Source organism: Acinetobacter pollinis (assembly GCF_015627175.1).
Taxonomy (GTDB): domain Bacteria; phylum Pseudomonadota; class Gammaproteobacteria; order Pseudomonadales; family Moraxellaceae; genus Acinetobacter; species Acinetobacter pollinis.
This window is the reverse complement of sequence record NZ_VTDQ01000068.1, coordinates 1-5,390: the sequence shown is the minus strand read 5'-3', so window position 1 is coordinate 5,390 and position 5,390 is coordinate 1. Positions and strand designations below refer to the sequence as shown.

Sequence of the window (5,390 nt, the reverse complement as noted above, 5' to 3'; positions counted from 1 at the left end):
CAAGCCGTAGCGAGAGAGTTCAAGAATCACGAAAAACGCTTAACAGACTTACTGAACGAAAACGAGAGAGCAATCAGCTCCGCTATCCGAGAGCAGAACAAACGCCTATTGCCGATTATGTTAAAGACTTGGAGCATAGTCGCTATAGTCATCATCACGACCTTAGCGATCGCATGGGGCATTTTGCTGTATCAGAGCCATGTGATCATCAGCAACTTGGACGAGATCGCCTCACAGGAAGCGAGAATAGCGCTATTGACCGAGAAAGGGGGCAAGATCGAGCTACAGAACTGCATCGACAGGAAGAATCGCAAACGCCTATGTATTCCAATGAACAAGGACGCAGGGACATGGGGCAACGGTCTAATGGTTCCAATGGGCTATTAGCGCAAATTAAGCAGAACCTTGACCAAGCAGACCAATATTTAAGCCAAATCCCAACCATTGACCACCAACAAGTACAAAACATAAGAGAGAACCTAGTGAATGACCGATTTAGAAAGGGAATTAATCAAGGCATTGGAGCAGATGAGAGTGGAACACAAAGAGGAACAAACCGCTTTGCGTCAGATGTTCGAGAGTACCAAAGAACAGAATCAGAAACTCAAACAGGGTTTAAGCAAATTTGCACAACAGCAGAGCGAAATCGAGCAGACGAGAAAAAATCACTTGAACAAATTGAGCGAACAAGTCATCAACTTGACCGAGCAATTACAACAGCTAGAAACACAACTCTTGAAGCTCAAAAAATGAATCAACGCAGTCGAAGCTATTTAATTAGAATGTAAAGTTTTGTTAAAATATGTTAAAATGTGAACTAACTTACATTTATGGAAATTTCCATGAAAAAAATTTTAGTTGTTTTCTTATCTTTGGGGATGCTCACCGCATGTAAAATTGATTTTGGAAGTTCTGATAACTCATCTCCATCTTCAAAACCTAATACCCCTGTACAAAAACTCCCACCACAGCAGGAGTCTTCCGCGCAAAAAATTGCAAAAATGGAGGATTCGGGTGAGCTTCCTCGATTGGAAAGAGAAAATACAATACAAGGCATTGATAACGATGGTAATGGTATTCGTGATGATATTGATGCCTATATCAAACGAACTTACCCTCAAAAGCAACAAAAAGCAGTGAGCCAGTATGCTCGAGCTTTGCAGGCTTCATTGTTGGTTAATTTGAATGATCGCAATGCATTGCAAAGAACATCTGATGTTGAATCGAGAGCAGTAAGTTGCATTTTTGAGAAAATTCCGAATGGAGAATCTCCAAGTCATGGGCGCGTTGTTATGGAGATTTTGGGTGTTACTACCAATACTAAAAAACGCTTAATGGCATATCTCGCTTTAAGTAAAGCCTTAGATGGTACAGTCATGACTTTACCTAATGATGGGGTATGTGATGAGTAAGCAAATTACGTCTTGGATCATCTCTGCCACTTTGCTTTTTTCTAGTTGTGTTTATGCAGATACAGTTCCTGCGAATAGTATTTGTCGAGCTGGTAATACAGTTGTTGCATTTTTTAATGGCGTGAATACTACACCTGCAGAAGCTCGCGATAATTTAAAGGAATTACAAGTTATTAGTGGCAAGGTTACGCCTAATGGTGATCCCATTGAATATTCTGTGATGTATAACTATACGAATGGTCTTGAGGATTTTGCAGAGACATTTGAGCAACGCTTTAAAGAAGAAGTATTACTTAAAGACCGTTGGGAACTCTTTTTTCAAATGTTGGATGATAAGGGAAATTGGTGGGACAATATTGTTCAAAAGGTACCTGAATTAATTAAAGATGGTAACGCTTGGCGCAAGTTACTTGTCTCTAATTTTGCAAAGAATTTATCTAAATTACTTTCTAGTCCACCTACTGAACAAAATTATCAAGAACACCGAGCTAAAATTGATAACTGGGTCGGTGGAGGTAAAAAATTATTGTTTGTTGCTCATTCGCAAGGGAATTTATTTGTCAATGAGGCCTACAGATATGCGACCATAAATCAAAAAATATCAAGTGATTCAGTGAAAGTGATCCATATTGCACCTGCATCACCAACGACCAATGGTCCACATATTCTTGCTGATCAAGACCTTGTAATTAATGCTTTAAGGGTGCTAGGTACGGTTCCCTCTATTACTCACCTTATTCCTATTTATAAACCTTTTGGGAATAATGCCGGTCGTGATCGTATTGGTCATAGCTTAATAAAAACCTATCTTAATCCTGCATTTGGGATGTATAGCACAATTAAAGATGATATTACCCAAGCATTGAATAGTTTGGAAGCAGCAAAGCATAAAGGTAAGTCAGAATTTCTTACCGTGACAATGAGTGCGATTTCTTATTCACAAAAAAAAGTGTACTTATATGTAAGGGAACCGACACCGACGGGTTATCTGGTTTTTTCAGATTCTACTAACACTAGCAGAAAGGGTTATTTTGGCGAACTGGAAGGTGGGGCTAATTCTCAGAGGTATGTGATAGGTTGTGATAAAACGAATGTTGCTTTAGGAGACTATAAGGTTGTAATACTTGGCTGGAATGATAATAATGATGTTGACGAATCTGAACCCAACGTGACTTTGCAGATTTCTTCTGATGCTGATGGGGTGTTACTAAAAAAATCTTTTTTGCTAAAAAACTATGGCGCTAGAAATAAATTTAATATATTTATGAATTCTAATGGTAGAAAATATTCAATGAATGTTGATGAACTTTAAAAATATTAAAAAAAAACCCCAATAAGTCTTGCAATTTATTGGGGTTTTAATTTAAATTCGAGGGTACAGTTATTTGATGTTCAAACCATCATCTAACGAATGATCGGCAGAGTTCGCAGCTCGTACTGATATTCACCTTACGGCTTATGTACCGCTTTCTATTTTAAAGAAGTGCTACTGTTAATCAAGCCCTCAAGAAGAAAAAATTCGTTAAATGATCAAAATAACCATCAAATAAGCACCTAATGGTCGAGCTTTGTCTACTTCTGTACGCCTATGATTAGGAAAGACACATATAACGTGTGGTAGGAATAAGTGTCACTGGCGTTATATGGCGATAGTGAGAGCCGAGAGGCAGGAGCTAAACCGCTTACAGGGGGATTCCACATAGGCGGAGCGTTGGGAGTAGTTATATCGGTCTGTTAAGTTGTACGTTGGGTTTTTACCCTCGCAGAGATACAGCCATATAGCGACAAGGAGCGTGTGGAGCAAGGTGCAAGACTTTGAGTCCTTGTCTGCATAGTTTGCAAGACTATGTGCGGATACGACCGATATACGTGGCTCCGAAGCCAAATATATTAAGCAGTTGATCGGCAATACTTAGGGGATAAGATTTTTTTTTAAAAGTCTGCCCTTAGGGTGAGTATTGCCGAAACTCTCTCAACCGTTCACCAAAGCCAAAGACGAAGTCGACGCTTTGGTGAACGGTTGAGAGAGTTGAGAGCATTTTTTTATATAGAGAATTAATTATTTTTATCCTTTGATTGCCAATGATTTTCACTAGCTAGAACAATCATGATTACGCCTATACTGATACAAAGAGGCGTTGAAATCCATTCTTCTTGACTTGCTAGCATAGCTACTGCCATTTTTATGACAAAGCAAAAAGGTATTTGAATCACAAATAAAATGCCTATTCCTTTAGATAAACATTTTCCAAGTTTAGTTCCTTTTGATACTTCGTTTGATGCTTTAAAGTGTATTAAAGCAAATATGAGGATAATTCCTATTACTATATTTAGTATCGTGTCATATTTTTGATATGATGCTTTGTCTTCTGTTATACAGGCTATGACATAAAAAAATGCAAATGTATTTAAAATAGCTATACAACGGTGTAAGTAAAATAAACTTTTGTTTAATCTCATATTGTAAATTCTGTTATGTCTTTTAAGTAAAATATTATATCTTCTCTCAATTAATTATGAATATAATATTCTCCGCACCTATTTAAAAATAAGCCAGCACACACAAAGGGGACTTCATCCCTTTTGTACTACTGGGATCAGGGGCTTCACCCCCGACACCCCCGAAAACCGTACAAAGAGAAAAATCAAAGATTTTTTCTTTATACGGTTACCACCATTGAGAAGCAAAAATTAGTCATGACGAAGAAAGAAAGTTTAAAAAGACAAAAGGAAATAAAAATACGATTAACTGATGAAGAACATCAGAAACTTTTAGATCGTTGTACGACAGGAAGTTTAGCCAGTTGGATGCGTGAAACTTGTCTAGGTCAAAAGCGAACTAAGCAAAGTAAACTTTTACAAGTTGACCCGAAACTGTTAAGACAGCTTTCTGGTATTGGCAATAACTTAAATCAGATTGCTCGGTTGATGAATGAGCAAAGCAAATCTAATTCAGTGATCGACCGTATAGCAGTTATTACTGCTTTATCAGGCATCGAAAAAGAATTAAAGAGATTGCACAGTGATCATAAAAATACATAGTCGTGGTATAGGTGCAGGCAAAGGACCCGTTGATTATCTCTTAGGTAAAGACAGAGATAGAGAGGACGCAAGGCTAGATCGTGGCGACCCTGAACAAATGGTTCAGCTCATTGATAGCACCAACTTTTCTCAAAAATATACATCGGGTGTCTTGTCCTTTGCGGAACGTGATTTAGAAGAACGCCAAAAAGAACAAATCATGGATAGCTTTGAGCGAACACTCATGCCTGGGCTAGATAAAGACCAGTATTCAGTTTTGTGGGTGCAGCATCAGGATAAAGACCGTTTAGAGCTCAATTTCGTTGTGGCAAACGTAGAGCTTCAAAGCGGTAAACGCCTACAGCCTTACTATGACAAGGCAGACCGCCCACGTTTAAACGCATGGAAAGATCTTATCAATGACCATTACAAGCTACATGACCCCAATGACCCACTTCATCGGCGTGAATTATGCACCCCTAATAGCCTACCCAAGCATAAACAAAAAGCATCACAGGTGATTACAGACAGCCTGTTAAGCGTTGCTGAAAGTGGACTTATTCAGAATCGTGATGATGTGCTTAAAACCCTTGAGAACGCAGGTTTTGAAGTCGCTAGGACTACACCGAAAACAGTCAGTATAAAAGACCCTGATGGGGGCAAAAATATTCGCTTAAAAGGAATGATCTATGAGCAAGATTTTAGATTTGGCAAAGCGCTTCGAGCAGACATCGAACGAGCAAGCGAAAGATACAGAACAAGCCGTAGCGAGAGAGTTCAAGAATCACGAAAAACGCTTAACAGACTTACTGAACGAAAACGAGAGAGCAATCAGCTCCGCTATCCGAGAGCAGAACAAACGCCTATTGCCGATTATGTTAAAGACTTGGAGCATAGTCGCTATAGTCATCATCACGACCTTAGCGATCGCATGGGGCATTTTGCTGTATCAGAGCC

General features: G+C 38.9%; 5 protein-coding genes and 2 pseudogenes. 6 read left to right on the top strand and 1 reads right to left on the bottom strand.

Going from position 1 to position 5,390, the window contains the following annotated elements; translation table 11 throughout:
* The 3 genes and pseudogenes from I2F23_RS13470 to I2F23_RS13460 all read left to right on the top strand — a co-directional run.
* A pseudogene (locus I2F23_RS13470) lies at positions 1-788 on the top strand (hypothetical protein); the annotation flags it as partial.
* A 54-nt stretch (positions 789-842) separates the two neighbouring features.
* Positions 843-1,412, top strand: coding sequence for a hypothetical protein (locus I2F23_RS13465; RefSeq protein WP_195773084.1), 570 nt, complete (start codon positions 843-845; stop codon positions 1,410-1,412).
* Positions 1,405-2,724, top strand: coding sequence for a hypothetical protein (locus I2F23_RS13460; RefSeq protein WP_195773083.1), 1,320 nt, complete (start codon positions 1,405-1,407; stop codon positions 2,722-2,724). Before I2F23_RS13465 ends, I2F23_RS13460 begins: the two co-directional genes overlap by 8 nt.
* Before the next feature lie 743 nt (positions 2,725-3,467).
* On the opposite strand, the gene I2F23_RS13455 is transcribed toward I2F23_RS13460, so the two are convergent.
* Positions 3,468-3,872 (bottom strand): hypothetical protein, encoded by a 405-nt coding sequence (locus tag I2F23_RS13455; protein WP_195773082.1) that lies wholly within the window; start codon positions 3,870-3,872, stop codon positions 3,468-3,470.
* Positions 3,873-4,109: 237 nt separating this feature from the next.
* On the opposite strand from I2F23_RS13455, the gene I2F23_RS13450 reads away from it, so the two are divergent.
* The 3 genes and pseudogenes from I2F23_RS13450 to I2F23_RS14095 form a co-directional block, all read left to right on the top strand.
* A complete protein-coding gene (locus tag I2F23_RS13450; RefSeq protein WP_195773081.1) occupies positions 4,110-4,454 on the top strand; it encodes a MobC family plasmid mobilization relaxosome protein in 345 nt (114 codons plus the stop codon).
* 97 nt (positions 4,455-4,551) lie between these two features.
* Positions 4,552-4,761: pseudogene (locus I2F23_RS14100) on the top strand (relaxase/mobilization nuclease domain-containing protein); the annotation flags it as partial.
* Positions 4,762-5,122: 361 nt separating this feature from the next.
* Positions 5,123-5,390: MbeB family mobilization protein (locus I2F23_RS14095; RefSeq protein ID WP_407648033.1), on the top strand; the 268-nt coding region annotated here is incomplete at its 3' end.

Coding starts and splice junctions, on each gene's coding strand:
- I2F23_RS13465 (WP_195773084.1), top strand. CDS start 843: ATGAAAAAAATTTTAGTTGTTTTCTTATCTTTGGGGATGCTCACCGCA.
- I2F23_RS13460 (WP_195773083.1), top strand. CDS start 1,405: ATGAGTAAGCAAATTACGTCTTGGATCATCTCTGCCACTTTGCTTTTT.
- I2F23_RS13455 (WP_195773082.1), bottom strand. CDS start 3,872: ATGAGATTAAACAAAAGTTTATTTTACTTACACCGTTGTATAGCTATT.
- I2F23_RS13450 (WP_195773081.1), top strand. CDS start 4,110: ATGACGAAGAAAGAAAGTTTAAAAAGACAAAAGGAAATAAAAATACGA.